This is a genomic window from Kitasatospora sp. NPDC017646, from assembly GCF_044329365.1.
GTDB lineage: Bacteria > Actinomycetota > Actinomycetes > Streptomycetales > Streptomycetaceae > Kitasatospora.
Map to the genome: position 1 here is coordinate 149681 of NZ_JBIRJC010000009.1, position 25469 is coordinate 175149.

25 protein-coding genes and 3 pseudogenes are annotated in these 25469 nt (G+C 73.4%); 11 read left to right on the top strand and 17 right to left on the bottom strand.

Going from position 1 to position 25469, the window contains the following annotated elements; all coding sequences use genetic code 11:
• The first annotated feature begins 240 nt into the window (after window positions 1–240).
• Window positions 241–924 (top strand): hypothetical protein, encoded by a 684-nt coding sequence (locus ACH4J0_RS16880; RefSeq protein ID WP_396240728.1) that lies wholly within the window; start codon window positions 241–243, stop codon window positions 922–924.
• Between the two features lie 12 nt (window positions 925–936).
• Here ACH4J0_RS16880 and ACH4J0_RS16885 read toward each other — a convergent pair whose 3' ends face one another.
• From ACH4J0_RS16885 to asnB, 4 genes are all read right to left on the bottom strand, one after another.
• Window positions 937–1362 carry a hypothetical protein gene (locus ACH4J0_RS16885; RefSeq protein WP_396240730.1) on the bottom strand — a complete coding sequence of 142 codons (426 nt, stop codon included), beginning with the start codon at window positions 1360–1362 and terminating at the stop codon, window positions 937–939.
• A 77-nt stretch (window positions 1363–1439) separates the two neighbouring features.
• Window positions 1440–2864 carry a pyridoxal phosphate-dependent decarboxylase family protein gene (locus ACH4J0_RS16890; protein ID WP_396240732.1) on the bottom strand — a complete coding sequence of 475 codons (1425 nt, stop codon included), beginning with the start codon at window positions 2862–2864 and terminating at the stop codon, window positions 1440–1442.
• Window positions 2865–3074: 210 nt separating this feature from the next.
• Window positions 3075–4193: a hypothetical protein gene (locus tag ACH4J0_RS16895; RefSeq protein ID WP_396240734.1), complete on the bottom strand. Its 1119-nt coding sequence runs from the start codon at window positions 4191–4193 to the stop codon at window positions 3075–3077.
• Window positions 4194–4517: 324 nt separating this feature from the next.
• Complete coding sequence (gene asnB / locus ACH4J0_RS16900) at window positions 4518–6368, bottom strand: asparagine synthase (glutamine-hydrolyzing) (RefSeq protein WP_396240736.1); 1851 nt, start codon at window positions 6366–6368, stop codon at window positions 4518–4520.
• A gap of 194 nt (window positions 6369–6562) precedes the next feature.
• Between asnB and ACH4J0_RS16905 the strand changes: the two genes are divergently transcribed.
• Window positions 6563–6838, top strand: a complete 276-nt coding sequence (locus tag ACH4J0_RS16905; RefSeq protein WP_396240738.1) for a hypothetical protein — start codon at window positions 6563–6565, stop codon at window positions 6836–6838.
• Window positions 6839–6877: 39 nt separating this feature from the next.
• Complete coding sequence (gene glmS / locus ACH4J0_RS16910; protein ID WP_396240740.1) at window positions 6878–8704, top strand: glutamine--fructose-6-phosphate transaminase (isomerizing); 1827 nt, start codon at window positions 6878–6880, stop codon at window positions 8702–8704.
• A gap of 61 nt (window positions 8705–8765) precedes the next feature.
• Here the strand turns inward: glmS and ACH4J0_RS16915 are convergent, their stop codons facing one another.
• Both ACH4J0_RS16915 and ACH4J0_RS16920 read right to left on the bottom strand, forming a co-directional pair.
• Window positions 8766–9686 (bottom strand): glutaminase, encoded by a 921-nt coding sequence (locus ACH4J0_RS16915; RefSeq protein WP_396240950.1) that lies wholly within the window; start codon window positions 9684–9686, stop codon window positions 8766–8768.
• A 152-nt stretch (window positions 9687–9838) separates the two neighbouring features.
• Window positions 9839–10516, bottom strand: a complete 678-nt coding sequence (locus ACH4J0_RS16920; protein ID WP_396240742.1) for a DUF3152 domain-containing protein — start codon at window positions 10514–10516, stop codon at window positions 9839–9841.
• Between the two features lie 318 nt (window positions 10517–10834).
• On the opposite strand from ACH4J0_RS16920, the gene ACH4J0_RS16925 reads away from it, so the two are divergent.
• Entirely contained in the window at window positions 10835–11050 is a 216-nt protein-coding gene (locus ACH4J0_RS16925) for a heavy-metal-associated domain-containing protein (protein WP_396240744.1), read from the top strand.
• 95 nt (window positions 11051–11145) lie between these two features.
• On the opposite strand, the gene ACH4J0_RS16930 is transcribed toward ACH4J0_RS16925, so the two are convergent.
• Window positions 11146–11691 carry a DinB family protein gene (locus tag ACH4J0_RS16930; protein WP_396240746.1) on the bottom strand — a complete coding sequence of 182 codons (546 nt, stop codon included), beginning with the start codon at window positions 11689–11691 and terminating at the stop codon, window positions 11146–11148.
• 99 nt (window positions 11692–11790) lie between these two features.
• Here ACH4J0_RS16930 and ACH4J0_RS16935 point away from each other — a divergent pair, with 99 nt between their 5' ends.
• On the top strand, window positions 11791–12747 hold the full coding sequence (locus tag ACH4J0_RS16935) for a helix-turn-helix transcriptional regulator (RefSeq protein ID WP_396240748.1): 957 nt from the start codon (window positions 11791–11793) through the stop codon (window positions 12745–12747).
• Between the two features lie 153 nt (window positions 12748–12900).
• Window positions 12901–13671, top strand: coding sequence for a GNAT family N-acetyltransferase (locus tag ACH4J0_RS16940; protein WP_396240750.1), 771 nt, complete (start codon window positions 12901–12903; stop codon window positions 13669–13671).
• A gap of 43 nt (window positions 13672–13714) precedes the next feature.
• On the opposite strand, the gene ACH4J0_RS16945 is transcribed toward ACH4J0_RS16940, so the two are convergent.
• Entirely contained in the window at window positions 13715–14644 is a 930-nt protein-coding gene (locus ACH4J0_RS16945) for a LysR family transcriptional regulator (RefSeq protein ID WP_396240752.1), read from the bottom strand.
• Window positions 14645–14897: 253 nt separating this feature from the next.
• On the opposite strand from ACH4J0_RS16945, the gene ACH4J0_RS16950 reads away from it, so the two are divergent.
• Both ACH4J0_RS16950 and ACH4J0_RS16955 read left to right on the top strand, forming a co-directional pair.
• Window positions 14898–15428 carry an SRPBCC family protein gene (locus tag ACH4J0_RS16950; protein WP_396240754.1) on the top strand — a complete coding sequence of 177 codons (531 nt, stop codon included), beginning with the start codon at window positions 14898–14900 and terminating at the stop codon, window positions 15426–15428.
• A 6-nt stretch (window positions 15429–15434) separates the two neighbouring features.
• Window positions 15435–16157, top strand: a complete 723-nt coding sequence (locus ACH4J0_RS16955) for a maleylpyruvate isomerase family mycothiol-dependent enzyme (protein ID WP_396240952.1) — start codon at window positions 15435–15437, stop codon at window positions 16155–16157.
• Window positions 16158–16202: 45 nt separating this feature from the next.
• Here the strand turns inward: ACH4J0_RS16955 and ACH4J0_RS16960 are convergent, their stop codons facing one another.
• A complete protein-coding gene (locus tag ACH4J0_RS16960) occupies window positions 16203–16379 on the bottom strand; it encodes a hypothetical protein (protein WP_396240962.1) in 177 nt (58 codons plus the stop codon).
• Between ACH4J0_RS16960 and ACH4J0_RS16965 the strand changes: the two are divergent.
• Window positions 16320–16607, top strand: a pseudogene (locus tag ACH4J0_RS16965) (cytosine deaminase); the annotation flags it as partial. The gene ACH4J0_RS16960 and the pseudogene ACH4J0_RS16965 sit on opposite strands and share 60 nt — an antisense overlap.
• 108 nt (window positions 16608–16715) lie before the next feature.
• Here the strand turns inward: ACH4J0_RS16965 and ACH4J0_RS16970 are convergent.
• On the bottom strand, window positions 16716–17198 hold the full coding sequence (locus ACH4J0_RS16970; RefSeq protein ID WP_396240756.1) for a MarR family winged helix-turn-helix transcriptional regulator: 483 nt from the start codon (window positions 17196–17198) through the stop codon (window positions 16716–16718).
• Between the two features lie 43 nt (window positions 17199–17241).
• Here ACH4J0_RS16970 and ACH4J0_RS16975 point away from each other — a divergent pair, with 43 nt between their 5' ends.
• On the top strand, window positions 17242–18243 hold the full coding sequence (locus ACH4J0_RS16975; RefSeq protein ID WP_396240758.1) for an alpha/beta hydrolase: 1002 nt from the start codon (window positions 17242–17244) through the stop codon (window positions 18241–18243).
• Between the two features lie 28 nt (window positions 18244–18271).
• Here the strand turns inward: ACH4J0_RS16975 and ACH4J0_RS16980 are convergent, their stop codons facing one another.
• On the bottom strand, window positions 18272–19474 hold the full coding sequence (locus ACH4J0_RS16980; RefSeq protein WP_396240760.1) for an MFS transporter: 1203 nt from the start codon (window positions 19472–19474) through the stop codon (window positions 18272–18274).
• Between the two features lie 57 nt (window positions 19475–19531).
• Here ACH4J0_RS16980 and ACH4J0_RS16985 point away from each other — a divergent pair.
• Window positions 19532–19726: pseudogene (locus ACH4J0_RS16985) on the top strand (murein biosynthesis integral membrane protein MurJ); the annotation flags it as partial.
• A 434-nt stretch (window positions 19727–20160) separates the two neighbouring features.
• Here ACH4J0_RS16985 and ACH4J0_RS16990 read toward each other — a convergent pair.
• The 6 genes and pseudogenes from ACH4J0_RS16990 to ACH4J0_RS17015 all read right to left on the bottom strand — a co-directional run bounded on the left by ACH4J0_RS16990 (window position 20161) and on the right by ACH4J0_RS17015 (window position 25413).
• Window positions 20161–21120, bottom strand: coding sequence for an alpha/beta hydrolase family protein (locus ACH4J0_RS16990; RefSeq protein ID WP_396240762.1), 960 nt, complete (start codon window positions 21118–21120; stop codon window positions 20161–20163).
• A 127-nt stretch (window positions 21121–21247) separates the two neighbouring features.
• Window positions 21248–22648 carry an erythromycin esterase family protein gene (locus tag ACH4J0_RS16995; protein ID WP_396240764.1) on the bottom strand — a complete coding sequence of 467 codons (1401 nt, stop codon included), beginning with the start codon at window positions 22646–22648 and terminating at the stop codon, window positions 21248–21250.
• A gap of 5 nt (window positions 22649–22653) precedes the next feature.
• A pseudogene (locus ACH4J0_RS17000) lies at window positions 22654–22914 on the bottom strand (hypothetical protein); the annotation flags it as partial.
• Window positions 22915–22954: 40 nt separating this feature from the next.
• Window positions 22955–23137 (bottom strand): hypothetical protein, encoded by a 183-nt coding sequence (locus ACH4J0_RS17005; protein ID WP_396240766.1) that lies wholly within the window; start codon window positions 23135–23137, stop codon window positions 22955–22957.
• 381 nt (window positions 23138–23518) lie between these two features.
• Window positions 23519–24817 carry an MFS transporter gene (locus ACH4J0_RS17010; RefSeq protein WP_396240768.1) on the bottom strand — a complete coding sequence of 433 codons (1299 nt, stop codon included), beginning with the start codon at window positions 24815–24817 and terminating at the stop codon, window positions 23519–23521.
• Window positions 24814–25413 carry an ArsR/SmtB family transcription factor gene (locus ACH4J0_RS17015; RefSeq protein WP_396240770.1) on the bottom strand — a complete coding sequence of 200 codons (600 nt, stop codon included), beginning with the start codon at window positions 25411–25413 and terminating at the stop codon, window positions 24814–24816. Before ACH4J0_RS17015 ends, ACH4J0_RS17010 begins: the two co-directional genes overlap by 4 nt.
• Window positions 25414–25469 lie beyond the last annotated feature (56 nt).

A 25469-nucleotide genomic window follows, 5' to 3' on the forward strand; every position in this document is an offset into this window, starting at 1 on the left:
GGGGGGGGGGGCCCCCGGGGGGGGGGCCCCCGGGGGGCGCCCCCCCCCCCCCCCCCCCCCCCCCGCCCCGGGCGGGGGGGGGGGCGGGCGCCCCCCCCCCCCCCCCCCCCGCCGGTCCCGTCACGTTCGGGCCCGGCCGCTGCCGGATCCGGACGGTGCGGTGCGGATCATTCGCGTGCTGACGTACCATCCGGCGATCTGTTGAACGTTTGTTTGCTCGAATGGGATGACATGGCGGACATGGAGAACGAGCAGCCGTCCGAGAGACCCAGTGGCCTGCGGGCGATCTGGGCCAACACCCTGGAACCGGTGGCCCCGCTGCCGTGGTACCGCACGGTGCCCCGCAAGGCCTGGAGCGCGGGCGGGGTGGTCGTCGCCCTGTTCACGGCCCTGACCGTGGCCGCAGTGACCGGCGCCGGGGCCCCGCCCGCGCACCGGATCGTCCTGGCGGACCGGATCGGCGACCAGGAGCGGATGCCGGACGACGACGTGGTCACGACCGAAAGCGCCCGCCTGCACAGGAACCTGACCGCGCTGAGGCCTTACCGGGACGTGTCCGTGGCGGGCTACGGCCCCGTCGGCTCGGGCCGGAGGACCCTGCTGGTTGCCGGGATGACGGGGAGCTTCCCGGACGCCCGGGGGGAGCTGGACCGGCAGTTCGGCGCGCTCTGGGGCTCCGACGCCTCCCGCTGGCCCGACGACGAGCCCATCCGGGAGCGCCAGGACTACCCGGTCGGCGCGCTCGGCGGCGCGCTCGACTGCGCGGTCATGGGCGATTCCAGCGCTTCCCGGACCGTCTGCGTCTGGGCGGACGGCACGACCGTCGGCGCCGTCATCGACGGGACCGGCGAGACCCGCCCGGACGACCTGGCCAAGCGCGCGCTGGAGATCCGCACGGCCGTCGAGGTCGAGGTCGAGGACTGAGGCCCGTTCGGGTCAGGCGATCCGGGTCGGGGCGTCCTGGAGGCTGTGGCCGCTGGCGGTGAGGAGGGCGCTCAGGGCGGCGGGGGTGAGGGTGTGGGGGGTGCGGAGGAAGAGTTCGTCGGCGGCCGGGTGGGGGTGGAACGAGAGCAGCGTGATCCGGTGCTCGGCGAGGGTGGCGCCGGTGTGGGCCAGCGCGGTGGTGCGCACCCGCCACAGGACGGTCGGGGGAGGGGCGTGCGGGGACCACCAGGCGTGCAGCAGGGCGGTGGTGAGCAGTGCGACGGCGGAGCCGGCGAGGACGACCGGGCCGTCGGAGCCGTGGAGGACGACCTTCGCGATCAGGTCGGCCGCGGTGACGGAGAGGAAGGCGGCGGCGAGCTCGACGGTGTCGCGTCGCCAGCGGCGGGCGCGGTGCGGGGAAGACTTCGAGTGCTCCATGGCCTCCACCGTGCCCGACCGGTGTTTCCTGATCGCGAAGCGGCCGTGACCTGGTGGTTAAGGCCCACCACGGTGTGTTACGGCAGCAGCGTGCGGGCGGCGGCCTTCACCTCGGAGAGCAGGAGGTGGAGGTCCTCCTCGGTGGTCGCGGCGTTGAGCAGGCAGGCGCGGAGCATCTCGTGCCCGCCGAGCAGTGCTCCGGTGACGAAGACCCGGCCGCGCCGCTGGACGGCCACAGGGAGGTCGCGGTTGAGGGCGTCGCGGGCGGCGGCGTCCAGGCCGGCGGCCCGGTGGCGGAACGCGACGATGGAGGTCTGGACCTCCGCCAGAAGCTCCAGTTCCCCGTCGGCCTTCACGAGTTCGCCGAGCCGGCGGGCGAGGGCGGTGCAGTGGGCGATGTCCTGGGCGAGGCCGGTGCGGCCGCGGTGGGCGATGGTGGCCCAGACCTTGAGGGCGCGGAACGGGCGGGTCTGCTCGGTGCCGTGCTCGGAGAACCAGCCGAGCGCCCCGGCCGCCTCGTCGCGCAGGTAGGACGGGACGAGGCTGAAGGTGCCGCGAAGCTCGTCGGTGTCGCGGACCAGGGCGCAGCCGCAGTCGACCGGGACGCCGAGCCACTTGTGGGGGTCGAGGGCGAGCGAGTCGGCGCGCTCCAGGCCGGCGTAGCGGTGGGTGATCGTGGGGTCGAGGCGGCCGAAGGCGCCGTACGCGCCGTCCACGTGCAGCCACAGTCCGTGCTCCTCGCAGAGGTCGGCGATCGGGCCGAACTCGTCCACCGCGCCGGTGCCGACGGTGCCGGCCGAGGCGACGACCAGGAAGGGCAGCAGTCCGGCCGCGCGGTCGCGCTCGACGGCCGCCCGCAGCCCGGCGGGGTCGAGGCGTCCGTCGGGGCCGGTGGCGACGGTGCGCAGGTGCCTGCTGCCGAGCCCGAGGAGTTCGGCGGCCTTGCGGACGCAGGAGTGGGTCTCGCCGGTGACGTAGCCGACCAGCGGCGGCAGGCCGCTCAGGCCCTCCTCGCGGACGTCGTGGCCGGCCCGGCGGGCGGCACGGTTGCGGGCAGCGGCGAGGCAGACGATGGTCGCCATCGAGGTGCCCGAGGTGAGCAGCCCGCCGCCGGCCGGGTGCGGGAAGCCGACCAGTTCGGCGATCCAACGGACGACGGCGCGTTCGAGGTGGACGTCGGCGTGGTCGCCGCCGGCCGAGCTGGGGTTCATCGCGGCGGCGGCGAGGGTGGCGAGCACCCCGGCGGGGGCGGGGGCGGAGTTGACCCAGCCGAAGAAGCGCGGGTTGCCGTTGCCCATGGGGTGGGGGAGGACGTCCCGCTCGATGGCGGCCAGCAGTTCGCCGAGCGGGCGGCCCTCGGCGGGCAGCGGGGCGTCGAGCAGGGTCTGCCGGGCGGCGTCGCCCATCGGCTGCCAGACGGGGCGGGCGGGCAGCTCGGCGAGGTAGTCGGAGACCAGGTCGGCGGTGGCGTGGGCGGCGCTGCGGAAGTCCTCGGTGGTCATGGCGTGCTCCAGGGAGGCCGTGGGTGGGACCGGGCCAGGCGCGGCTTCCTCGGCGCACCCTGATCAGACGATCGTCGGGTGATCCTACGCAAGCGGGCCCGCGCCGTGCGGCGCGGGCCCAGCAGGCGGGACGGGGGCGATCGGTCCGTCGTCGGTCCGTCGTCGGTCCGTCGATCGGTCGGGTGATCGGACCGCGGATCGGCCCGGCGATCAGTCCAGCGAGCCGGACAGTCCGCCCGCCGAACGGCAGTAGCCCTGCATCTCCGGGTTGGTGATCTTCGCACAGAGCCGCCCGGCCGCGCCGCCGTCGGTGTAGTTCACCGTGTAGTAGCTGACCAGCCCCTCCGCGCAGGCCTTGCGCTGCCAGCCGTCGGCGGCGGTGGCGCACTGCTGGGCGGCCCAGTCCTCGCGGTCCAGGTTGTACTTCATGGTCCGGGAGCCGACCCCGCGGCTGCAGTCCACCGCCCCGCCGGCGGCCTTGCCGTTGAGGCACCACTTGAGGGCGTCGGCGTAGACCTCGGGGTGGTTCGGGTAGTCGTGCGAGGACAGGTAGAAGGTCGGGGCGTAGAAGTAGCAGGCGGACTGGAACAGGGACGGCTGGTCCTTGCACGGGTACAGCGGGTCCTGGGCGAGCTTGTCGGCGGGCAGGTTGGCCTTGGCCTGCTCGTCCTCCTCGTCCGGGCCGAAGAGCTGCATGAACAGGCCCTCGGAGCAGCGGATCCGGTTCTGTTCGGTGGTGAACTTGTTGCACAGGTCGCGCGCCTTGGCGACGTCCTGCTTGGCGACGAACATCGTGCCGTGGCCCACGCCGTGGATACAGGGGCCGGTGTTCTGGGGGGCGCACAGCTTGAGCAGGTCCACCTCGGGCTGGGTGGAGGCGTTGAGCATCTCCTCGACCGCGCCGTGCAGGTAGCCGGCCGCGCAGGTCTCGTGCGGGAAGGAGATGACCTTCTGGAAGTCCTCGTGGTACCGCTTGACCGCCGCGTGGCCGAGCTCGTGCGCGATCGGGTGGCAGAACCGCACGGTGTACGGCTTCGCCTTGGTGATCCTGTCGAGGTCGGCGAGGGCGACGCCGGGGTCGCTGGCGTCCATCTCGGCCATCAGCTTGTTGCGCAGTGTCGAGCGGGTCCACACCGCCGGGTCGCCGGTCGGGGTGGCGCTCGCCCCGCCGACGGCGACCGGCTGGGCGCCCGCCCCGCCTCCCGGCACGGTCGGGGCTGCCGGGGCCGCGGTGGCCGCCGCGGGCGACCAGTCGGTGACGGCCACCGAACCGAGGCCCAGGACGCCCAGGAGCAGGGCGGTGAGAATCGCGAAGACTCGCGGCTGCATGACGGGATCCCCCGGCGGATCGAGGTGAACGGTTCGCTCCCATCCTGACGGCACGGGGGCGGGATTCCGCGTTTTCGCCCGCCATTCGGGAGGTATCGGCGACGCTACCGCATCGTCCGGACGCCCCGACGCGCCGGGATGGTTCCGGGTGATCAAGCGTCAGCGGTGATCCGGGTGACCGACCGTCCGCCGTGGGCCCGGGACGTGTCCCGTGGGTTTCGGCGGCTCCGGCGAGGACCCGAGAGACACGCCCCGGGGCTCCCGGCGTTCACCCGGACGGAGTAGCGGCCCGTCCGGGGGCCGCCGTGCCGTCCGGGCGGAGCGTCAGAGTTCCAGGGTCACCGGGTACTCCGTCAGCCAGGCGTCGAGGTCCAGCGCGAGGTCGACGGCCAGTCGCACGGACTCGGGGTCGGTGGCCGGGGCGAGCGCGTCGGTGAGGCGCCGCTGGTCGAGCAGGTCGAGGGCCGGGGACTTCCGTCCGGCGGCGAGCCGGGCGAGTTCGGCGCGCAGCTGCGCCGGGTAGAGCGGGTCCATCGACACCGGGTAGGGGCTCTTCACCCGATCGGCGACCTCGGCCGGCAGCACGTCCCGGACGGCGGCGCGCAGCAGGCTCTTCTCCCGGCCGTCGAAGGCCTTCATCGCCCACGGCGCGTTGAAGACGTACTGGACCAGCCGGTGGTCGCAGAACGGCACCCGCACCTCCAGGCCGTTGGCCATGCTCATCCGGTCCTTGCGGTCGAGCAGGATGCAGACGAAGCGGGTGAGGTTGAGGTAGGAGATCTCGCGCATCCGCCGCTCCAGCGGGTCGGCGCGGTCCAGGTGCGGGACCTCGGCGAGTGCCTCCCGGTAGCGGGCCCGGCGGTAGTCCTCCAGGTCGAGCTTGCGCAGCAGGTCGGCGTCGAGCAGGTGCTCGCGCGGGGCGGAGCCCGCGCCGGCGATGGCGGCGACGCTGGCGGCCCAGGGGAAGTCGTCGGTGGCGACCGCCTTCGGGTCGTGGAACCAGCGGTAGCCGCCGAAGAGTTCGTCCGCGGACTCGCCGGACAGCGCGACGGTGGAGTGGCGGCGCACGTCCCGGAAGAGCAGCAGCAGTGAGACGTCCATGTCGCCGACGCCGTTCGGCAGGTCGCGGGCGCGCACGGTCGCGGAGCGCAGGGCCGGGTCGGCGAGCTCGGCGGGGTCCAGCTCGATCACGCTGTGGTCGGCGCCCACGTGGTCGGCGAGCAGCCGGGCGAACGGGCCGTCCTGGGACTGCCGGACCGGGTCGGTGCGGAAGTCCTGCGGCTGCCCGGCGAAGTCCACCGCGAAGGAGCGCACCGGGCCGGCGCCGGCGGCGGCCAGCGTCCTGGCGGCGAGGGCGGTGATGGCGCTGGAGTCCAGGCCGCCGGAGAGCAGCGAGCAGAGCGGCACGTCCGAGTCCAGCTGGCGGTGGACGATGTCGTCCAGCAGGGCCCGGACGGTGGCGATCGTCGCCTCCAGGGTGTCGGTGTGCTCGCGTGCCTCCAGGGCCCAGTAGCGGCGCACCGAGACGCCGCCGCGGCGCACCCGCACCACGTGCCCGGGCCGGACCTCCAGGACGTCCCGGTACGGGGTGAGGTCGGGGGTGCGGGTGTGGGCGAGCAGTTCGCGCAGCCCGTCCAGGTCGACCACGGCGCGGACCGAGGGGTGGGCCAGGACCGCCTTCATCTCGGAGCCGAACACCACGCCGTCCGGAGTCGGGTGGTAGTACAGCGGCTTGACGCCCATCCGGTCGCGGACCAGCAGCAGTTCCTCGCGCCGGGAGTCCCAGACCGCGAAGGCGAACATGCCGTTGAGCCGCTGGGCCAGGCCCTCGCCCCACTCCAGGTAGGCGTGCAGCACGACCTCGGTGTCGCTGCGGGTGCGGAAGCGGTGCCCGGCCGCCTCCAGTTCCGCGCGCAGCTCGCGGTGGTTGTAGACCTCGCCGCTGTAGCTGAGCACGGCCAGGGGGCGGCCGTCGTGCTCGACGGCCATCGGCTGGACGCCGCCCTCGACGTCGATCACCGCGAGGCGGCGGTGGCCGAGCGCGGCGTGCGGCTCCAGGTGGACGCCCCCGGCGTCCGGGCCGCGGCAGACCTGGGTGGCCGTCATCGCGTCGAGGACGTCCCGTTCGGCGATCAGGTCGCGGTCGTAGGCGACCCATCCGGTGATCCCGCACATCAGCAAGCCCTCCGGTCTTCGGCTAGGTGTGCCGGAGATCACGCTAAGGGCGGAGTCGGCGCGGCATCAAGAGTCTGTCGGGAGGGTGGCAGTAGGGGGTCCGAGGGGTAGCCCGGGCAGGAAGTCGTGAAGTCTGCCCGATATCGGGCAAGATCTTTGGCTTCGGCGAGAACCAAGACCTAGAGTTCTCAGTCGTGCCGAGCTCACCCCACCCTCACGAAGACCTCCTCGCCCACCTCGCCCGGACCAGCCCGCTCGGGCCCCGGGAAGCGGCACGGGTCGTGGCGGAGGTGCTGGCGTACTTCTCCGAGACCACCGAGGAGTACGTCCGTCGCCGCCACGGCGAGCTGCAGGCACGAGGCCTCACCAACGAACGGATCTTCACCCGGCTCGCCGAGGAGCTGCCCGCCCGCCGGGTCGCGGCGCCGGAACTCTCGGCCCGTCAGCTGCGCCGGATCGTCTACGGCTGAGCCTCGGTCCATCCCCTATATTCCTGGAGGAGTCCACGCATGTGCGGAATCGTGGCCTACATCGGCCCCAAGGACGCGACCCCCTTCCTGCTGGAGGGACTGGCCCGGCTGGAGTACCGCGGCTACGACTCGGCCGGCGTCGCCGTCGCCGGCCGCACCGGCGGACTCAAGCTCCGCAAGGTCAAGGGCCGGGTCGCCGACCTCGCCGCCGCCGTACCGGCCCGCTTCAAGGGCGGCACCGGCATCGGTCACACCCGCTGGGCCACCCACGGGGTCCCCAGCGACGCCAACGCCCACCCGCACCTGGACAACGCCGAGCGGATCGCCGTCGTCCACAACGGCATCATCGAGAACGCCGACGAGCTGCGCGCCAAGCTGACCGCCGACGGCGCCGTGTTCCGCTCCGAGACCGACACCGAGGTGCTCTCCCACCTGATCGCCGCCCACGCCACCGAGGGCGTCGAGCTGGAGGACGCCGTCCGCGCCGCGCTCGGCCGGGTCGTCGGCACCTACGGCATCGCCGTGCTGGACGCCGCCCAGCCGGACCGGATCGTGGTCGCCCGCAACGGCAGCCCGATCGTCCTCGGCATCGGGGAGAAGGAGATGTTCGCCGCCTCCGACGTCTCCGCCCTGGTCCGCTACACCCGCCAGGTCGTGCACCTGGAGGACGGCGAGCTCGCCACCGTCCGCGCCGACGGCTTCCGCACCTTCACCGCCGACGCCCGCACCACCCACCGCCAGCCGTCCACCGTCGACTGGGAGATCGGCTCCTTCGACACCGGCGGCTACGAGCACTACCTGCTCAAGGAGATCCACGAGCAGCCCGGCTCGGTGGAGCGCACCCTCAGCGGCCGGCTCGACGAGCGCTTCAGCACCGCCCACCTGGGCGGCCTCAACCTGGACGCCCGGGAACTGCGCGAGATCCGCCGGGTGAAGATCCTCGGCTGCGGATCCGCCTACTACGCGGGCGAGATGGGTGCCCAGCTGATCGAGGAGCTGGCCCGGATCCCCGCACACAGCGAGCCCGCCTCGGAGTTCCGCTACCGCAACCCGGTGATCGAGGCCGACACCCTGTACGTCGCGGTCAGCCAGTCCGGCGAGACCTACGACACGCTCGCCGCCGTCCAGGAGATCAAGCGCAAGGGCGGCCGGGTGCTCGGCGTCGTCAACACCGTGGGCAGCGCGATCGCCCGCGAGTGCGACGGCGGCATCTACCTGCACGCCGGGCCCGAGGTCTCCGTCGCCTCCACCAAGGCGTTCACCTCCACCGTGGTCGCCTTCGCCCTGCTCGCCCTGCACTTCGGCCGCATCCACGACCTCTCGCCCTCCGACGGGCGCCGGATCGTCGCCGCCCTCCAGGCGCTGCCCGACCAGATCCGCGAGGTGCTCGACCAGAGCGAGGCGATCGCGAAGCTGGCCGCCGAGTACGCCGACTCCACCGGCATGATGTTCATCGGCCGGGTCCGCGGCTACCCGGTGGCCCGGGAGGGCGCGCAGAAGCTCAAGGAGATCTCCTACGTCCACGCCGAGGCCTACCCGGCGAGCGAGCTCAAGCACGGCCCGCTGGCCCTGATCAGCCCCGAACTGCCCACCGTGGCACTGGTTCCGGACGACGAGCTGCTCGACAAGAACCTGACCACCCTCGGCGAGATCAAGGCCCGCTCCGGCCGGGTCATCGCCGTCGCCCACCGGCGCCCGGAGGACAAGTTCGTCGACCACTGCATCCTGGTGCCCAAGAGCGAGCCCGAGCTGGACCCGCTGCTCCTCAACATCCCGCTCCAGCTGCTCGCCTACCACGCGGCGGTCGCCCTCGGCCGGGACGTGGACAAGCCGCGCAACCTGGCCAAGAGCGTGACGGTGGAGTAGGTCCCCGGTTCCGTACGGGGGCGGGCCCGGTCGCGAGGTCGGCGACCGGGCCCCGCTGCTGTCAGAAGACGGAGCAGCCCGAGAGGGTGGTCAGCGTGTCCAGGGCGGTCACGGCGGCGACGGAGTTGCCGGCCTGGTCGAGGCGGGGGCCCCAGGCGCAGACCGCGGCGCGGCCGGGGAGTATGGCCAGGACGCCGCCGCCGACGCCGCTCTTGCCGGGCAGCCCCACCCGGAAGGCGAACTCGCCGGCGGCGTCGTAGGTGCCGCAGGTGAGCAGGACGGCGTTGATCCGCTTGGCCTCGCTGCGGGTCATCAGGCGGGTGCCGTCGGTGCGGACACCGTAGCGGGCGAGGAAGGAGCCGGCCAGCACGAGGTCGCGGCAGCTGGCGGCGACGGCGCAGTGGGCGTAGTAGTGCTCCAGCACGGTCTCGACCGGGTTCTCCAGGTTGCCGTGGCTGGCGATGAAGTGGGCGAGCGCGGCGTTGCGGTGGCCGTGCTCGGCCTCGGAGGCGGCGACCACCGGGTCCGTGTCCAGCAGCGGGTTGCCGGACTCGCGGCGCAGGAACTCCCGTACCGCGCCGGAGGCGTCGCCGGTCAGCGACTGCAGGCGGTCGGTGACCACCAGGGCGCCCGCGTTGATGAAGGGGTTGCGCGGGATGCCGTGCTCGGTCTCCAGCTGGACGAGGGAGTTGAACGGGTTGCCGGAGGGCTCGCGGCCGACGCCCCGCCAGAGCGCCTCGCCGCCGTCGCTGCTGTAGGCCAGGGCGAGGGCGAGCGAGAACAGCTTGGACACGCTCTGGATGGAGAACGGCCGCTCCCAGTCCCCGACGCCGTACAGCTCGCCGTCGACGGTGGCCACCGCCATGCCGAAGGCCTCCGGGTCAGCCTCGGCGAGGGCCGGGATGTAGTCGGCGACGTGGCCCCGGCCCGTGGTCGCCCGGGCGGCCGCCTCGGCGGCCTCCAGCAGGACCGGGTAGTCCAGGTTCTCCACATCGTTCAAGGTTCTTCACTCCACGCACGGACGGGTACGGACACGATCGGGACCGGGGGCCGTCGTGCGGCGACACCCGGTCCGACCAGTGATTATCCGTGCTCGCGGGAGTGCTCGCGCCGGCGGGAACCCCAGCACGCGCCTCAGGGCGCGTTGCTCGGGGCCTGGACGGGCGGGCCGGTGAGCAGGGTGCCGGTGTCCGAGTAGGGCCAGCCGTTGGGGACACAGCCGTGCAGGCCCTTGATCTGCTGCATCATCACCGGCGCCGGGGCGCCCGGGCCCGGGCAGTCGACGTGGCCGTTGCCCAGGATGTGGCCGACCTCGTGGTTGACCGCGAGCGCGTGGTACGCCTCGGGCCGGCCCTGGTAGAACTCGGACAGTTCCGTCCACCGCTTGAGGTTGATCACCACCTGGTGCTGGACGCCGCAGTTGACCCAGCCGCCGGTGTCCAGCCCGTACTGGCCGCAGATCCGGTCGGTGGACGCGGGGGTCGCGAGGTAGACCGTGAAGTCCACCGGGTCGGCGGGCATCCGCTGGAAGGACGCGGTGTTCCCGGCCGCCCAGCCGCGGCGGGTGTCGCCGAGGATCGCGTCCACCTCGGCGGCGAACTGCTGGGGGCTCTCCTGGATGCCGTCCTCCACCCGCACCTTGTAGCGGTACAGGTGCTCCCCGGTGCCGAAGCGGGCCGAGCCGCCGGGCGCGGTGGTGAAGGCCAGCGGTGCCGACCCGTCCCGCCAGGGCTGCCACCAGAGCAGTCCGGCGGTCACCGTCGCGACCAGCGTCAGGGCGAGGGCCGCGTGCCAGGGCTTCCAGCGTTTCATGGCGGCAGAACTGCTCCCGGATGGGCGAAAGGGGTCCATCAGGAGGAACGGGCAGACGGGTGGGGGTGGTTCAGGCGGCTCTCGCCGCGCGGGGAGGTACGGCGGTCGCGGTGCGGGCGTGCTGGTGCCCAGCCGAGCGCGGCTCCCGGAGGCCCCGTCGGGCGCGGGGCCCGGCCGGTTCCCGGATCCACTCGATGGTGCCATCCCGGCGGCGTGTCCCTGGGCGCGGGGACCGGATTCCGCTGTGGTGGTGCGGGTCGGGCCGCCGGTCGTCCCGGTCCGCCGATCACCCCTGACACGCCCCTGGGAGGCACCGCCATGTCCATCACCACCGTCCTCGCCGTCGACGGCATGAGCTGCGGCCACTGCGAGCGGACCGTCAGCGCCGGGCTGGCCGCCCTCCCCGGTGTCACCGCCGTCGTCGCGCACGCGCCGAGCGGCCGGGTCACCGTGGCCTCCGTCCGGCCGTTGGAGACGGAGGCGGTGCGCAGCGCCGTGGACGGGGCCGGGTTCACCCTGGTCGGCGAGGTCTGAACCCCGGCGGCGATGGGGGCTGCCGGCCAGGGCCCGGGACGGGCCCTGGCGGGCGGGCCTTGGTCGCTGAATGCCGCGGTCAGGCCCCGCTCGGCTCAGCCCATGCTCTTCGCGCCGTCCAGGCACTCGCGGATGATGTCCGCGTGGCCCGCGTGCTGGGCCGTCTCGGCGACGATGTGCAGCAGCACCCGGCGGGCCGACCACTCGGCGTCCGCCTCGAACCAGGGAGCCTTCGGCAGCGCCCGGGTCGCGTTCAGGTCGGGCAGCGAGACGACCAGTTCATCGGTGCGGCGGGCGACTTCGGCGTACTCGGCGAGGACGCCGGCCAGCGTCTCGCCGGGCAGCAGGCGGAACTCGTCGGCCCGGCGGGCGAAGTCGGCCTCGGTCATGGCGGAGAAGTCGGGCATCGCGGACGCGCCCTCCACGATGAAGGCCGCCCACAGCCGCTCGACCGACGTCACGTGCTTGACCAGACCGCCCAGGCACAGCTCGCTCGCGGTGGTCCGTCGTCCGGCCTGCTCGTCGGTGAGGTCGCGGGTGGTGAACCGCAGGAAGTGCCGCTGCTTCTCCAGTGCCACCAGGAGGTCGGCGCGCTCGCCGGTGACCGGGGCGGTGGCGGCGGGGGTGGTGGTCGTGGTCATGGCTCTGGCCTTCCGTTCGGTTCCTGCTCTCTCGGACAAGAACAACGCTAAGGCGGATTGCGGCCACTTCCTGTCCTGAATCCAGGACAGAATCGGGGCATGGCGAACACCAGCACCCGTACGCTGCGACTGCTCTCCCTGCTCCAGACCCACCGCTACTGGCCCGGCGACGAACTCGCCGACCGGCTCGGCGTCTCCGTCCGCACCCTGCGACGCGACATCGACCGGCTGCGCGAACTCGGTTACCCCGTCGAGGCCCAGCGCGGGGTCGACGGCGGCTACCAGCTCGCGGCGGGCGCCGCGCTGCCACCGCTGGTCATCGACGACGAAGAGGCCGTCGCCCTCGCGGTAGGGCTCCAGGCCGCGGCCGAGAGTCCCGTCGAGGGCGTCGCCGAGGCCTCCGTGCGGGTGCTGGCCAAGGTGGTGCAGGTGATGCCCGCCCGGCTGCGCCGCCGGGTCGAGGCGCTGCGCGCGGTCACCGTGCCCGTCGACTGGGGAGCCGTCGGCTCCCGCGTCGACCCGGACGCCCTCACGGCGGTCGCCCTCGCCTGCCGCGACGGCGAGCGGCTGCGCTTCTCGTACACCGCCGCCGGCGGGCACCGCACCGAACGGCACGTCGAACCACACCGGTTGGTCTGCCTCGACCGGCGCTGGTACCTGGTCGCGTACGACCTCGACCGCGGCGACTGGCGCACCTTCCGCCTCGACCGCCTCTCCGCCGCCGAGGGAACCGGAGCCCGCTTCGCCCCGCGCTCCCTGCCGGCCGCCGACGCCGCCGAGTACGTCCGCGCCGGCCTCAACGCCACGCCCCGGTCGAACCGCGTCGAAGCCCTGGTCGAAGCCCCGGCGGAGCGCGTCCGCGCCCACGTCGGCCGCTGGGGGGAGGTGGAGGAGGTCGACCCCACGCGCTGCCGCCTGCGGATGACCGCCGACTCGCTGGACTGGCCGGCGATGGCCCTGGGATCCCTGGGCGCGGAATTCCGGGTCGTCCGGCCGCCCGAACTGCGGGAGCTCATCGCCGAGTGGTCGGTGCGCTTCGGGCGGGCGGCGGAGTAGGAAGTCGGACCGGCCGACCTCTCGTGCGGCGGTGTCGGAGGGCCCGTTCGCGGCGCGGCTGGTCCGAGGTGCGCGTCGATCGCCACAGCGGGTGCGCCGACCTCCGCTTGAAATTCGCTTGGTCGGAGCGGGAGGCGGGGCGATCATGGCAGAATGTCGGATCTGCTTGAGCGCGTGAGCGCCTTCCGTGCCTCCTTCGCCCGCCGCCATGCGGAAGAGATCGTCGAACTGCCCGAGTTCCCCGGGGTGTTCGCGGTCCGGAACGTCGACTACGTCCTCTCCCACGAGCACAACCAGCTGATCGTCACCGGGCCGGGCACGGACCCGGCGGCGCTGCCCGGTCTGGCGGCCCGGTGGCTCGGGCAGCGCCGGCAGTACGCGATCACCGTGCTGGACGAGCAGTGGGCCGAGCGGGCCGCTCCGGTGCTGGCCGAGGCCGGGTACGAGCGCGACACCGCCGTGGTCATGGTCCGCGGCACGGCGGGTTGTGAACTGCCCGAACCGGTCGCCCTGCCCACGGAGTTCGCCGCCATGCGGGAGGCCGTGCTGCGGCAGCAGTCGGAGTGGCACGAGGACGGTGAGCTGCTCCGACAGCTCACCGACCGCCGGCCGACCCGGCTGCGCGGCGCCGAGCAGGTGCACTTCCTGGCCGCCCGGGCGGCGGACGGCGAGGTCGCGGCCTGGGCCGACCTCTACCTCGAACCGGCCGCGGGGTTGGCCCAGGTGGAGGACCTGGTCACCGCCGCCCACCACCGCGGCGCGGGCTACGGCGACACCCTGCTCGGCAGCGGCCTGGCGCTGGCGGCAGCCGCCGGGATCCCACAGCTCTTCCTCCTCGCCGACGCGGACGGCTGGCCGCGCGAGTGGTACGCGCGCCGGGGCTTCGCCGAGATCGGGCGCAGCCACTCCTTCCACACCAACTGACCGGCGGCGCCGACGTCACCGGAGCGGGCCGGGCCGACCCCCGTCATGGAGTGGCAGCGGGCGCGGGACTGACCGGCGGCGGCGTCGCGCGCTCGCAGTGGGTCGCGACGGTGTCCGCGAAGGTGCGGGCGAGCGGGCCGAGGGTGTCCCATTCGCGGGCGGCCCAGCCGACGGTGAGGCCGGGCAGGTCGGGCAGCGGGACCAGCCGCAGGCCCGGGTGTCCGGGGCCCTGCCACTCGGGGAGCGCGGGCACGACGGCGTGGCCCAGGCCGAGTTCGGCCAGCAGGATCGCGGTGTCCCAGTCCGTGACGCTGGTGTCGAAGACCGGCCGGATGCCCGACTTTCCCAGCCAGTCGTCGAGTTGGGAGCGGGACACCGAGTTCTGCGGCAGCCCGATGAGCCGGGCGTCCTGGAGGTCGGCGGGTTCGATGCGCGCACGGGCGGCGAGCGGGTCGCCCGCCGCCACGGCGAGGACCCAGGGCAGGTCGGCGACCGGCCGCTGTTCGATGCCGCGGACCGGCGTGCCGAGGGTGATCCAGGCCAGGTCGACCTGGCCGGCGGTGAGCGCCTCCAGGCAGTGGCGGCTGGAGACGCCGGTCTGGAACTCCAGGCTGACCTGCGGGTAGCGCTCGCGGAAGTCCACCACGGCCGCGGACATGAAGTGCCGGATGCTGGTGGCGCCGGTGGTGATCCGCACCGATCCGCCCTCACCGCGGGCGAGTTCGGCGATGGTACGCAGCGCGTGGTCGATGCCGCCCAGGCCGTTGGCCACGGCGGTCTGCAGATGGCGTCCGGCGTTGGTGGGCACCACGCCGCGCGGGTGCCGCTCGATCAGGGTCAGTCCCAGCTCGCGTTCCAGCCGCTTCACGTGCTGGCTGACGGCGGACTGGCTGCAGGCCAGCTCGCGGGCGACGGCGCTGAGCGAGCCGGCCCGGCAGACGGCGGCGAACACGCGGAGGTCGTCGAGGGTCACGAGCGCTCAGCGTACCGCCGTGTCCGGGGCCCGTGTCCGAGGGGCCAGACCCAAGGCCGGGCTTGGGGGTTCCCCAGGAAATCGGTGGATTGACTTGGGTGTTCGGCGGGATCGATCATCGATGGCAGGGCCCGACGAGAAGGGCGGCAACCCGCCCGCTGTCTTCGCGGCGTTCCGGACGCAGAGGCGGGGGCACGGCGGGTGCCGACCCGTACGGACGAGTGTGTGAGCACGGAAGTCGAGGGGGAGCGGTATGCGGTACGCCGATGGTCCGGGTGCGCAGTGCGAGGTGTTCGTCCAGGCGCCGGTGGAACGCGTCTGGGCGCTGGTGGCCGACATCCGCCTGCCCGCCCGGCTCAGCCCGGAGCTCCAGCGGGTCGCCTGGCTGGACGGCGCGGAGGGCGCTGCCGTCGGCGCGCGCTTCGAGGGGTACAACAGCCGGCCGGACATGCGCGACTGGCGGACGGTCTCCGAGGTGGTGGAACTGGCCGAGCACCGCGCCTTCGCCTGGGCCGTCATGGACGCGGACGGCCGGTTCGGCGACCCGGTCGAGGAGGTGGCCGGCGCGCTGGCCCGGTGGCGCTTCGACCTGACGCCCGAGGACGGCGGTACCCGGCTGCGCCATTCGGCGGTCATCGGCCCCGGCCGCAGCGGTGTGGTGCTGGCCATCGAGGCCCGGCCGGAGGCCGAGGAGAAGATCGTCGCCTTCCGGCTGGGGGAGCTGCGGACCGGCATGAAGGCCACCCTGGAGGGCGTCAAGTCGCTGGCTGAGACGGGTCGTTAGGTCGTGATGGAGTTCGACGAGCTGTTCGGTGAGGTCCGGGAGTCGGTGGCGCGCCTCGGTGCGGACGTCGCCCCGCTGACCGACCGGCAGGCCCGCGAGCCGTCCCTGCTCCCCGGCTGGAGCCGGGGCCACGTGCTCACCCACCTCGCCCGCAGCGCCGACGCGTACCGGTGGATGTTCGCCCTGGCCCGTACCGGCACCGCACCGGGGCCGCGGGCCGACGTCGCCGAGCTGGGGCGGCAGTTGGACGAGGGCGCGGGGCGCGGCGCCGGCGCGCTGGCCGCGGACCTGCGGGACAGCCTGGACGGGCTGCTGCGGGACGCGGCGGAGCTGCCCGTCGAGCGCAGGACGGTGCTGGTCCCCGCGCTGGCGGGCTGGCGGCATCCGGCCTGGTACCTGCTGTGGCGGGCCTGGCGGGAGCTGGAGGTGCACCACGTCGACCTGAACACCGGCCGTTTGTCGGCCGGTTGGCCGGACGGCTTCGTGCGGACGGCCCTCGCGGAGACGACCGCGGCGCTGGCGGCGCGCGGGGTTCCGCTCGCCCGGGTCGAGGCGGAGGACCTCGGCCAGGGCTGGACGGTCGGCGGGGCGGGGCCGGTGGTGCGCGGCCCCGGACACGAGTTGCTCGCCTGGCTCGCCGGGCGCGTTCCGGCGACGGGGCTGCGCTCGGACGGTCCGCTGCCGGTGCTGCCTGGCTGGCCGTTGCCGCCGGTGCCGGGCTGGCCGTGAGAACGGCCCGTGCTGGCGCTTCGGGTCGGTCGTGAGAAGTGCTCGTCAGGCGCCGGGTGTGCGCTCCTCCGCCCGCCGCAGCGCGGCCACGACGTCCTGGGAGCCCCGCCGTTCGGCGCGGGTGAGCGCCGTGGTTCCGTCGGCGCACGGCATGTGGGTCGGCTCGGCGCGGACGGCGTGCGCGGCTCGTGGAGCCCGTGCGGCAGCGCGGACATGCGGCACGGGGCCCACCCGCTCGGCTGGACCACCGACGCCCGCACCGACGAGCAGCTGACCGACTGCTTCGCCCTCGCGGCCGACGGCGGCGCCGAACTGCTCGACCTCCCGCCGGTCACCCTGGCGCCGGCCTCGCCGGGCGACTTCCTGCTGCTGACCGGCGAGTGCCTGCCGCAGACCGTGATCGACCTCCCGCCACGCGAACTCGTCGTCCGTGCCGGGCGGGTGGCCGCCTTGTCGGAGAACGCCCGGCTCCCGGTGGTCAGTTCGGTGCGACCGGCCGTAGGAGTCGAAGGCGGCTTGAGGTCGAGCCCGGCCCGTCGGGTCGGCGGCGGGTGCGGCTCAGCCGGTGGGTGTGCCGATCCGGTCGCGTTCGAGGGCGGAGCGCAGGGTTGAGAAGGTCCGGGCGGCCGCCGAGAGCGAGGCGGTGTCGAGGGCGTCCGTGAGGAGTTCGGCCAGGGTGTCGGTGAACGTCCGCTGCGCCTCCTCGACGAGCCGGGCCCCGTCGGCGGTCAGCGCCAGCAGTGAGGACCGGCGGTCCGAGGGGTTCGGCCGACGGGTGGCCCATCCCTGCTTCTCCAGGCGGTCGATGCCCTTGCTGGTCGCCCCGACGCCGATGGCGAACTCGGCGGCGACGTCCGCGACCCGGCATCCGGGGTGGCGGCGCAGGTAATCGAGGAACTCGTACTGCGAGGTGACGATCCCGTGCCGAGCGCGCAGGCGGTCGTTGAGGGCGTTGTACAGCCGGGTCTCGCACCTGACCAGGTCGGCGAACAGGTCGGGGAGTCCGGCTGCGGCGCGGTCGCCGTTCAATGTACCTTCCATGGCATATAGTGTACGGGAAGCTACTTGTGGCAGGAGTGTGCCCATGAGCAGGGAACAGCGCAGCCGGATCGACGGAATTCTGCGGCAGCCGCGGCCGGAGGGGTCGGAAGGGCCGGAGGGATCGGGCAGGCCCAGGACGGTCGAGGAGATCCGGGCCGGTTTCAGGGGGCTGATGGCCCGGATGATCGTGCCCCACAGCCGCATCCGGACCGCCGACACGACCCTTGGCGGCCGGCCCGCCCTGCGCGTCGAGCCGGTGACCGGCCCGGACGCGGGCGCGCAGGACGGCCCTGGTGTCGGGACGATCCTGTACTTCCACGGCGGCGGCTGGGTCTTCGGCTCGCCCGAGACCGCCCTCTCGCTGACCGGGAACCTGGTGGCCAGGACCGGCCTCGGGGCGTACTCGCCGGACTACCGGCTCGCCCCCGAACACCCTTTCCCGGCCGCGATCGAGGACACCCTGAGCGCCTACCGCGACCTGCTCGACCGCGGTGAGGAGCCCTCAGCCATCGTCTTCGCGGGGGACTCGGCCGGCGGCGGTCTCGCCGTCACCACCTGCCTCGCCGCCCGGGACGCGGGCCTCCCGCTGCCCGCCGCCGTCCTGGCCTTCTCCCCGGGTGTCGACGCGACCAGGTCCGGCGAGAGCATGAGGACCAAGGAGGGCGTCGACCCGGTCTTCACCCGCGCGGCCCTCGAACACACCGGAGCCATGTACCTCGCCGGAGCCGACCCCCGTCAGCCGCTGCTCAGCCCGGCCCTCCATGCCGACCTCACCGGCTTTCCGCCGATGCTGGTCCAGGTCGGCGCCAACGAGATGCTGCTGGACGACTCCGTCCGCCTGGCCGCGCGGGCGCGGGCCGCGGGCGTGGACGTCATCCTGGACGTCACCGCCGATGTGCCGCACGTGTTCCAGGCGTTCGCGGGCGTCCTCGACGAGGCGGACGAGGCACTGGACCGGGCCGCCCTCTTCCTGCGCCAGCGGATCCGGGCCGGGAACGCCGCGCGGGCGTCGGTCGCTCAGGCCCGTCCGGCGGACAGGCCCTGACGGAGACGGGGCCGCGTACGCGGCGGGTTCAGCTCTCGGCGGCCGCCCGGCGCAGCAGGTAGGCGCCGGAGGCGGCGGCGAGCAGGGCCATGCAGGCGGCGAAGACCAGGCCGGCTTGCGCCAGGCCGAGCGGACCGGTGAGCAGGCCGACGCCGATGACCGGGATCGAGATGCCGAAGTAGGCGACCACGAACAGCGCCGAGAGGGCGCCGCCGCGGTGCTCGGCCGGGCTCGCGTCGGCGACCTCGCCCACCGAGCCGCGCAGCCCCATGCCCTGGCCGGCGCCGCCGACCAACGCGGCGAGCACCAGGAGAGGCAGGAGGTCCCAGGCGAGCGAGCTGCCCAGCAGTGCCAGCCCGGCGATCAGCACCAGGCAGCCCAGCGGGATCGCCCGGGCGGTGCCCAGCCGGGGGACGAGCAACTGGCCGAAGGTGGAGGCGAAGAAGGCCGCGAACACGACGAGGCCGACGACCGCGCGGTTGTGGACGTCCAGGCCCTCGGCGAGGAAGGCCGGGCTGACCGAGGTGAACAGGCCCAGCAGGGAGAACCCGGCGAAGGCGGCGATCCCGGCCGGCACGAACACCGGGCGCACCTCGGGCGGCAGTCGGGGCCGGTTGGGACGGGCGGTGCGCAGCGGACGGGCGTCGGCGACCGTCTCCGGCAGCAGCAGGAGCAGACCGAAGGACACGGCGAGCAGCACCAGGTGCACCGCGAACGGCAGCAGCAGGGGCTGCGGCGCGTACTGGGAGAGCAGACCTGACAGCAGCGGTCCGCAGCCGAGGCCGCCCATGTTGGCGGCGATCGCGACGAAGCCCGCGCGCCCGCGGTGCTCCGACGGGGCGAGCTCCAGGACGTACGCGGTCGCGGTGCCGGTGAACAGACCCGCCGACAGACCGGACAGCAGCCGGCCGAGGCAGAGCAGCGCCACACTGTCCGCGGCCAGGAAGACGACGGCGCTGCAGGCCGCGCAGACCAGCCCGCAGAGCAGGACGGGGCGGCGCCCGACGGTGTCGGAGATGTTCCCGACCAGCAGCAGGACGCCGATGACGGCGAAGGCGTAGACGGCGAACACGACCGTCACGGTCAGTTCGGAGAAGCCGATCTGCTCCCGGTACAGCCCGTACAGCGGGGTGGGCAGGGTGGTGCCAGCCATGCAGACGGCGAAGGCGAAGGCGGCCAGGAGGTAGCCCGTTCGGACGCGGGCGGGCTGAGTAGTCCGATGATCGGTCACCCGCCCACGATAGGTGCGCCACCGGGCCTGGCCGCAGCACCCGGGCGAGCGCTGCGCCGACTGGTCCGGGCCCGGGCGGAGGACCGCGACGGCGGGGTCGGGTTCGAACAGCGCCTGGTCACCCTGGTGCTGTGCGTGCTGGGCGTCGGCAGCGCGCTGGCCACCTGGGCCGCGCCCGGGGTCATCGGCGTCTACCGGCGCGACACGGCCGCCACGTACGAGGCGTTCGAGCTGACCGTGCTCTTCGCCCGCTCGACCGTGTCCCGCACCAGATCGTCTTCGACCTCACCCTCGTCCAGGACGACCAGGCGGCGGCCCGACGCGGCGAGCGCGGCTTCCACGAGTTCGACGTTCATCCGGCCGAGGCGGTCCTTGTGCTCGACAACGACCGTTGTCACAGCCGGATCGGCCAGCAGACGACGGGCCTTCGACCCCCGGCACGGCGACTTCCGGTACCTGGACACCAGCGGCGGCGTCGCCCGGTCGTTCCTGGAGAACGCTCCCTTCACGGAGGAGGAGAAGGCAGCCATCGGCTCCGGCAACTGGGAACGCCTGACCGGACACGTCACGGCCGACCGCGACCGGAACCGCGACCGCGACCGGAACCGCGACCGCGACCGGAACCGCGACCACCACCACCACCGGTCGGCCTGAGCCGCGCTCCTCGCCGGCCGGCGGCCTGGAGGCTACTTGGACTCGACCCGGCCGAGCGGGTCGGGTCCGGCGGCGAGCAGCCGGCACGCCGTGGGCCAGGCGGCATCGCCGGGGTGGAGCGTGGTGCGGAGGTAGGCGCAGGTGAGGCGCTGGACGGCGGCGACGCGCTCGGGGCTCTCGTCCGTGGTCTCGGCGACGTCGTACCCGGAGACCCCGCCGAGGCCGTGGCCCGCGCCGAACAGGGTGAGCAGGGACTTGGGGCCCGGGGCGAGGTGGTACGGGTCGGTGTGCCAGGCCGGGCCGCTGACCGTCAGATGGGAGGAGGGGTCGTCGTCACCGGCGACCACGAGCGCGGGCGTCGTCATCCGGGAGAAGTCGGTGGTCAGGAAGAAGGGGTAGTTCTCGGCGGTGAACCGGGTGAGGGCGTCACCCCCTCGGCCCGGGGCCGCGAGCAGGACGCCGGCCTTGATCCGGGGTTCGGTCAGGTCCACCGCGGTGCCGTCCTGGGGATCGGTGAGCCGGGCGCCCAGTAGCAGGCTCGCGGTGTGGCCGCCCATCGAGTGTCCGGCCACGGCCACCCTGCTCCCGTCCAGGCGTCCGCGGAGGTGGGGGACGGCGGTCTCGATCTCGTCGAGGCGGTCGAGGATGCGCGTCATGTCCTCGGCGCGCGACCGCCAGTACAGCGGCGCCCCGGGCGTGTCGGGATCCAGGTGCAGGGTCCGCGAACTCAGGTGGGTGGGCTGGATGACGGCGAAGCCGTGGGCCGCCCAGTAGTCGGCGAGCGGGGCGTAGCCGTGCAGGGAGGAGAGGTGGTTCGAGGGCCCGTGGCCGTGGGAGAGCAGGACGATCGGCAGGTCGCTCCCGGCCGCCGGGACGGAGACCCGCAGGTGGAGGTCCACGGGGCGGTCCGGGGTCGACAGGACCACCGGGCTGATCGAGAGGACGGGGGTGGGGGAGGTGGTGCTGTCGGGGGTGTGGGTCGATGTGGCCATGAGGTGCCTTTCCCGTGTCGCCGCGGGCTGAGCCCAAAGCGGAACCTTGTTCCGGAAACGATACGGAACGACGTTCCGTTTGGTCAACCGCCGTTCGACCGGGGGAAGGGGGCCGGAGCGGCGGCCGTCAGAGCTTCTCGGCCGCGCGGACCCGGTGGAGGTGGATGAGCACGTCGTAGCCGGCGCCCAGGGCGAGGGCGGGCAGCGGGTCGCGGGTGAAGGCGGTCCCGGCGTCGTACGTCGGGTGGGCCGTGTCCAGCCAGGTGCGGGCCGCGGGCGGGGCCTGGCGCAGGTCGAGGTAGTAGTCGCGGGGGCGGACCCGGTCCAGGAGGTACTCGTTCATGCCGAGGGTGGCCGGGGGCACGGTGCTGCTCTGCCAGTTGCCGGCGAACGGGTCGGTCTCGGTGAGGAAGGAGCCGCCGCCCAAGGTGAAGCCGATGCTGACGTAACCGGCGTCGAGCGCGTCGCGCAGGTGGGAGCCTTGCGTCGTGGGGTACAGCGCCGGGTCGCTCGACCGGTAGCCGACGTGGCCGTTGTGCGCCGAGAGCAGGACCTTGCCGCCGAGGCGGCGCTGCCACCACAGGGTGTTGTCGGCCATCGCCCGGTCGCGGAGCACCTGAGCGGCGGTGACGGAGGGGCCGTCGCCGATCCTCATGGTGGAGAAGGCGAAGGTCCGGGCGATGTTCCGGGCGTGCTGGACGGCCCACTCGTACTCCGCGTCACCGTCCCTCCCGGCGGCGGTGACCAGGTCCAGCGCCTGCTGCGCCAGGTCGGCGTTGCGCTGCCGCTCGGGCAGCGGGACCCGGCTCACGTAGCCGATGGCGTCGTCGAACGGCCGCAGGTCGGCGTACAGTTGCTCGACGCTCGACAGCGAGGCGGGCGCCGCCTTCCGCACGTAGGCGGTGATCTCGGCGAAGGGCTGCTCGCCGATCCCGGGGAAGCCGAGGTCGGTGCCCACGAAGTGGACCGGGTGCTGCGGGTGGCTGCGGTTGTACGCCCGCATCCACTCGATGAGGTCGGCGAACTCCCGTCGCTGCCAAGGTGATCCGGCCAGCGTTCGGCGGACCAGCCGGCGGGCGTCGCCCTCGCCCCCGCCCTGGACGTAGGCGTCGATCAGCAGGCCGGCCGACCAACTGGCCTCCAGGGCGAAGGTGGTGAAGCCCTTCTCCTCGACCAGGTGGCGGAACACCCGGTGCTTCATGGTGAAGAATTCGTGCGAGCCGTGGGTGGCCTCGCCGAGGCCGACCACCCGGGCGTCGCCGATCATCGCGCCCAGCGCCCGCAGGCCGCCGGCCGGGGCGTCGGGCTCGGTGGACCGCAGGGGGTGCGCGATCCGGTCCAGCTCCTCGGTCACGGTGAGGGTCGGCGGGGCCGTCCGGGGGGCGGCTGGGGCTGGCAGGCCTGTTGCGCTTGTTGCGGCGGCTGCCGTGGCGGCCGGGGTGAGCAGGGCGGTGCTCGCCGCGACCGCGCTGCCGGCGGTGGTGATCAGCAGGGTGCGTCGGTGGGCGGGCTTCCGGGTCACGGTCATGATGGCTACTCCTCGGCTCGTCGGTTCAACTCGTCCGGCTGAGTGGGCCGGTGAGAGAATCCTCGGCCGAGGAGGGGGTGGGGCGCGCTGGGGCGGGCCGCCAGGTTTCCCGGGGGGCTTCCCCACCGGCCCCGGGCCCTTGGGGGCACCGGGACGGTTCCCCTAGGGCCACCTGGACGGCTGGGTGAACTGCTGGTAGAGGGCAGCGTCCCGGGTGTTCCCGCCGTTCCCGCCGTTCCTGCGGTTCCTGCGGCTCCTGGGGTTTCGGGGTGTTCTGGGTGCTCCGAGGGTTCTGGGTGTCCCGGCTCAGGAGAGCCGGTCGGCCCGGGGGGCGACCGCGATCCGGCCCGCCAGCTGCTCCTCGCCCGCCCGAAAGGGCGCGTTGACGGTCATCGCGCGCAGCGTCTCCGGAGCGGTGAGCGCCTGGCCGGGGGTGTGCGGGGGCTCGTCGAGGTCGCGGGTGGGGCGGCGGTGACGGGCGCCCGCCATGACGCCCAGCGGCGGACACCTTTCACTGGGCTCATCCTCGACACCCTCTACACCGGCCCGGTCGCTGCCCTGACGGGCGTGGACCTGGTCTTTCCGGTGGGGATGGTGGTGGCCACTGCGGTGTACGCCCTGCTGATGCGGCGGGGTTCGACTTCCTGTGTCGGTGCGTCCTTGAGGTGCTGGTTGGTCGGGTGGCTTGGTGTTGGTCCTGGGGGCGGTGAGTGGGTCGGCCGGAGCCGGGGAGCGGATGCACGGTTGCGGCTCTGGTGGGTGGTGTCGGCGGTGGCGTGCGGGAGTGCCTGGAGCGGGGCGTTGGGCCTCAGGCTGCTGGAGGTGGGTTGTGGGCAGGGGTCGGTGGGGTGGACTTCCTGTGTCGGCGGGTCATTGACGTACCGGTTGGTCGGTTGCCTCTGTTGCGGCCGGGGCCAGGGTGCGTATGCGGGGTATCGGTGAGGGGAGCAGCCAGAGCAGCGACAGGGTTCCTCCGATGGCGGCCGTGATCAGGGTGGCCCGGAGTCCGATGAGAGTGGCGAGCATGCCTCCGATGAGGGCGCCGATGGGGCGGATGCCGTAGTTCACCGTGTTGTAGGCGCCGGCCACGCGGCTGCGCATGCCGTCCGCTATGACGGCGGTCTGCAGGGAGTTGAGGTTGACGTCGAACAGCATCACGCCGATTCCGGAGAGGAATTCGGCAACCCCCAGGGCCCCCGCACGCGCCCAGACGGGACCGCTCGCAGCGGCGGCGATGGCGATGGGGGCCGGGAAGAGTACGGCGCCGGCCGCGATGCTGCGTCCCACGCCGATGCGTCGCGAGATCCTCGGAGCCAGCACCGCGCCCGCGAGGGCTCCGGTGGATCCGACACCGAAGGCGAGCCCGATGGTGCCTGCGGAAAGCCCCAGCTCCCGTTCGGCGAACAGGACGGTCAGGCCGGAACCCGATACGAAGGTGAAGAAGTTGACGGTCGTCGCAGCGCCGAGGCTGGCCCGCAGCACCGGGTGGCGGACGACGAAGACCAGCCCCTCCCTGGCCCGCCGCAGCAGCGAGGGCCCAGCGGACCCACCGGTGGCGGCGGCTGGTTCGTCGACCGGGATCCGCCCGAGCAGAGCGGCCGAGACCAGGAAGGACAGGGCATCGGCGACCACGGCGACGGGCGCGGTCAGGATCTGCACGATGGTGCCGCCCACGGCAGGGCCGAGGACGAACGAAGCGGAACGGCTGGCGCTGAGCTTGCTGTTCGCGTTCACGTAGGCCGAGCGCGGCACGAGGTGGACGAAGAAGGGCGGATAGGCGGTGTTGAAGAGCACCGCCGCAGCGCCGGTCAGCAGTGCCACCGCGTACAAGTGGAGAAGCGTCACCGTCCCCCAGCGGTAGGCCGCGGGCAGGGTGAGCAGCACGGACGCGCGGATCAGATCGGCGGTGATCATCAGGCGGCGCTTGTGGACCTGGTGGTCCACCCAGGCGCCCAGCACGATGGCGAGGAGATTCGGAGCCCACGCGAGCGCCGTCAGCCACGCGACCTGACCGGCCGAGGCGTCCAACGCCACCACGGCGATCAGGGGTAGCGCCAGTTCCGAGATCCGGTCACCGAACTGGGAGATCGACTGCCCGGCCCAGAAACGAACGAAGCGACGGTTTCGCCACAGCGATTCCGCAGCGGTCGTGTCCGGTAAGGAGGTCACGCCCTCTCACCCGCCCGCTCCGCGCCCGCCTCCGGCAGGACGTAACGCAGCAGTCGGACGCCACGGGTTCCACTCGGCCGCTGCGCCGGGTCGCGCGTCACATAAGGCGCGAGGACGCCTTCGATCGCGTCCTCGATGGCCGCGAGTTCCTCGGGGGACACCACCACGCGGGTGTTCGCCAGTCCCGCGGGCTTGCGCCACGCCGGATCGAGTTCGGGCTCGGTCTCGGTCACCCACCGGTGTGGCAGGTCGGCGGCGCGGGCGAACATCTCCCGGGACAGCACCCGGGCGGCGGACTGGCCCACTTCGTCCTCCGGCATTCCGAACCGGAAACCGCGTGCCACGGCCTCCCATCGCCGCTCCCGACGATCCGTGGCGGCCTCGGCGTCGCGGACCAGCCCGAAGCCCGCCAGGTGGCGCAGGTGCCAGCTCGTCACAGACGGGGTGGCTCCGACGTCCGGCGACAACTGCGTCGCCGTCGCCGGCCCGTGTCGTTGCAGCCGCTCGAGGATCGCCAGCCGTACCGGATGCGCCAACGCTCGCATGGCCTTTGGGTCGGTGATCTCGATATCGCCCAGGCGATTCCCATGCTCCATACTGTGAGAGTGTTCTCTCATAATGCGTGAGAGTCAACTCTCATAAGGGCGGAGGC

Bases quoted from the DNA above. Each gene is read 5' to 3' on its own strand.
- ACH4J0_RS16935 (WP_396240748.1), top strand. From the start codon at position 11,791: ATGGCGAACACCAGCACCCGTACGCTGCGACTGCTCTCCCTGCTCCAG.
- ACH4J0_RS16890 (WP_396240732.1), bottom strand. From the start codon at position 2,864: ATGACCACCGAGGACTTCCGCAGCGCCGCCCACGCCACCGCCGACCTG.
- ACH4J0_RS16970 (WP_396240756.1), bottom strand. From the start codon at position 17,198: ATGGAAGGTACATTGAACGGCGACCGCGCCGCAGCCGGACTCCCCGAC.
- glmS (WP_396240740.1), top strand. From the start codon at position 6,878: ATGTGCGGAATCGTGGCCTACATCGGCCCCAAGGACGCGACCCCCTTC.
- asnB (WP_396240736.1), bottom strand. From the start codon at position 6,368: ATGTGCGGGATCACCGGATGGGTCGCCTACGACCGCGACCTGATCGCC.
- ACH4J0_RS16990 (WP_396240762.1), bottom strand. From the start codon at position 21,120: ATGGCCACATCGACCCACACCCCCGACAGCACCACCTCCCCCACCCCC.
- ACH4J0_RS16880 (WP_396240728.1), top strand. From the start codon at position 241: ATGGAGAACGAGCAGCCGTCCGAGAGACCCAGTGGCCTGCGGGCGATC.
- ACH4J0_RS16895 (WP_396240734.1), bottom strand. From the start codon at position 4,193: ATGCAGCCGCGAGTCTTCGCGATTCTCACCGCCCTGCTCCTGGGCGTC.
- ACH4J0_RS16920 (WP_396240742.1), bottom strand. From the start codon at position 10,516: ATGAAACGCTGGAAGCCCTGGCACGCGGCCCTCGCCCTGACGCTGGTC.
- ACH4J0_RS16925 (WP_396240744.1), top strand. From the start codon at position 10,835: ATGTCCATCACCACCGTCCTCGCCGTCGACGGCATGAGCTGCGGCCAC.
- ACH4J0_RS17005 (WP_396240766.1), bottom strand. From the start codon at position 23,137: ATGGCGGGCGCCCGTCACCGCCGCCCCACCCGCGACCTCGACGAGCCC.
- ACH4J0_RS16885 (WP_396240730.1), bottom strand. From the start codon at position 1,362: ATGGAGCACTCGAAGTCTTCCCCGCACCGCGCCCGCCGCTGGCGACGC.
- ACH4J0_RS16930 (WP_396240746.1), bottom strand. From the start codon at position 11,691: ATGACCACGACCACCACCCCCGCCGCCACCGCCCCGGTCACCGGCGAG.
- ACH4J0_RS16940 (WP_396240750.1), top strand. From the start codon at position 12,901: ATGTCGGATCTGCTTGAGCGCGTGAGCGCCTTCCGTGCCTCCTTCGCC.
- ACH4J0_RS16975 (WP_396240758.1), top strand. From the start codon at position 17,242: ATGAGCAGGGAACAGCGCAGCCGGATCGACGGAATTCTGCGGCAGCCG.
- ACH4J0_RS17015 (WP_396240770.1), bottom strand. From the start codon at position 25,413: ATGGAGCATGGGAATCGCCTGGGCGATATCGAGATCACCGACCCAAAG.
- ACH4J0_RS16955 (WP_396240952.1), top strand. From the start codon at position 15,435: ATGGAGTTCGACGAGCTGTTCGGTGAGGTCCGGGAGTCGGTGGCGCGC.
- ACH4J0_RS16950 (WP_396240754.1), top strand. From the start codon at position 14,898: ATGCGGTACGCCGATGGTCCGGGTGCGCAGTGCGAGGTGTTCGTCCAG.
- ACH4J0_RS16995 (WP_396240764.1), bottom strand. From the start codon at position 22,648: ATGACCGTGACCCGGAAGCCCGCCCACCGACGCACCCTGCTGATCACC.